The organism is Actinoplanes sp. NPDC049265 (genome assembly GCF_043197135.1).
In the GTDB taxonomy this organism is placed as follows: Bacteria; Actinomycetota; Actinomycetes; order Mycobacteriales; family Micromonosporaceae; genus Actinoplanes.
In genome coordinates, this window is sequence record NZ_JBICSP010000060.1 from 1 (window position 1) to 2,316 (window position 2,316).

2 protein-coding genes are annotated in these 2,316 nt (G+C 60.3%); both read right to left on the reverse strand.

From position 1 onward, the window contains the following. Positions 1-538 precede the first annotated feature (538 nt). Positions 539-1,531 (reverse strand): hypothetical protein, encoded by a 993-nt coding sequence (locus ACGFIO_RS44290; protein ID WP_392837307.1) that lies wholly within the window; start codon positions 1,529-1,531, stop codon positions 539-541. 155 nt (positions 1,532-1,686) lie between these two features. Further along, on the reverse strand, positions 1,687-2,163 hold the full coding sequence (locus tag ACGFIO_RS44295) for a hypothetical protein (RefSeq protein WP_392837310.1): 477 nt from the start codon (positions 2,161-2,163) through the stop codon (positions 1,687-1,689). Positions 2,164-2,316: the final 153 nt, after the last annotated feature.

Below are 2,316 nucleotides of genomic sequence, written 5' to 3' on the forward strand. Positions count from 1 at the left end.
ATCCACGCCTTACTCATGACCAGCGAACGAGACTGATCTTCACCTCGTCGCGCTGATCAACATCGATTCAGCAGATCGTGTTAGGAGCTTTAAGGTCGTCGAGTAGCCCGGTTGAGCAGGGGCGTGAGGACTTTCTATACGGTTTTAAAGCGGCCCCTGAACGGGGCCGCTGGCGCCGCCGGACCAGGGCCGGGCCTGCCGGCCCGCCGCCGACACCTCGTCGCAAGCTCCTACCGGTGTCGTCGGTTCCAGCCCGCCGGACGGCGCGATGCGTCAATGATGGGCGGAGTCGCGTGACAGACCAGCAAAGTCGTGGTCTCGCCGCGAAGGTTCGATGCCTCCGCCGGGGACTTCAGATCTCTGGGATGGGTGGCATCGTCATCCCGTCAACCTTCGTCCAGGCGAAGCCAAACAGACAGGGCCTGCCTGGCCAAGGTCGGTCAGACGTCGGGTGCTCCACCTTGGCCAGGCAGGCCCTGTCTGTTTCACGGTGTATGGACGAAGGTTGACGGGATGACGATGGGCGACAGGGTAGGACCTAATTGCTTTGCGCTAGAGCTTCGCGAAGGACATTGTCGTCATTGGGGTCTTTCCAGTGGACGACTGTGATTCGGGGGTCATCAAATGCCTGTATCGTGGCAACAGCGATGCTCGTCATTTCTGACTCGATTACGATCAATCCGCCCGTAAGTCCGGGGTCAAGATTTAGATAACTTCGTAGCAGCCCTGCATGGCTTAGGAGCCGCGAAGAGTTCAATTTCGATGAGGTAGATAACGCGTCTACTGCCAAGGTTCCCCGCGGCGTCCTGACGGTGAAATCTATGAGGCTGGCGGCTGACGTCACGTCTGTGAACTCTGCGCCGATTCTTCGCAAAGCATTTGCTACTGCATCTTCGTATGCCCTCCCAAGGGCCTCGGCTAGTCCCCAACCCGGAGCGCCAAGGATGCTTTTCAGCGAACGGGCAAGGTCTAGAGCGACAGGATCAGTAACCTCACGTCCTGAACTGGAATCACGTGACTCCTCCTCGACGCTGTCAGATGCGTCTGGCGGGTCCAGCACTTCCTTTACAGGATCGTCGGACTCCGAAATTTCGAACATCGACAGGATCGAAGCGACCGTTCCTGCTTGGAGATTGTCTTTCGGGTTGGACTCGGCCTGCTGTGCAAGCTCGGTTAAGACAGTGAATGTCACTCGATGCGGGAGGGCGTCCCTCTTATCGGCTTCAACAATTGACCTGTCGTACACCCAGCCGAGTGTGTCCCACCATCGATCGTGTTTCTGTTGCCTCTTGGCATGTCTAAGCTGAACAGCTGCGATTGTGGCGGCGACGATTGCAGCGATCAAAGCTCCAGCACCACCGAAACCGGCCGAGGTGAAGAATCTCTCCCAGAACGGGACGTCGGGCAATGCCGTCTGGGCAGGTAGCACGGAGGGGATGACGATTAGCGATGGAGGCCCCGACCCACTCGGCGTCGGTGTCGGGCTAGCCAATACCAGGGTCGAGGAAATTGCATCTGCCAGCCATGCCACGCTGCCTCCTGCGACTGAGCGATGGACGCTTAATTGGAGTGAGGCTACCGAAGTGCGACGGAGGGACGACGAAGGCGGGGGCCGTCCCGACCTTCTTCCAAATCGACGGAAGGTCGAAGTACAGCACCGAAGTACAGCAACCTCAATGTCGCGAGCTATCCGAGTGTGTCCGTGCGTGACCTCTGACCAGCGGTGACGACCGTTGGTGACCATGCTGCCGGGACTCGATCGGTCACGGGTTCGAGTCCCGTCCGCCCCACCAGGTGAGGCATTGAGCGAACCGTGTTCGGTTCGCTTGCCTCGGTGGTGGTCTCAGCGGTGTCCGGGCCGGGGATTTTGAAGACCGGGATGATGTGTTCGTCGTCGGTGATGCGGATTTCCGCGACGAGGTCTTCGATGGTGGCTTTGCGTTCGGCTGAGGTGCCTTCGGCGATGACGTGGCCGAGGTGTGCGCGGATGCGGTCGATAGTGCTGGGCGATGGCGCGGCGGGTTGTTCCTGGATGGTGTCGGCGATGTCGTCGCGTCGGACTTTGAGGGCGTCGATTTCGGTGCGGAGTTCGCGGAGGCGGTCTCCGGCGTCGGCTTCGTCGATGGTGCCGTTTTCGAAGGCGGTGCGGTAGCGGTCGGCCACCCCAATAGTGTGGTGGCCGTCGGTCTGCGTTTCGTCGCCCGAGCCAAACGGCCTCTATAGTGAGCGCTTTTCAACTGCCGTGGATCGGGTTCTCGATGTGGTGCAGGGCCAGGATGGCCTGCACGATGGCGGTGGCGCGGCGTGGGCAGCAGC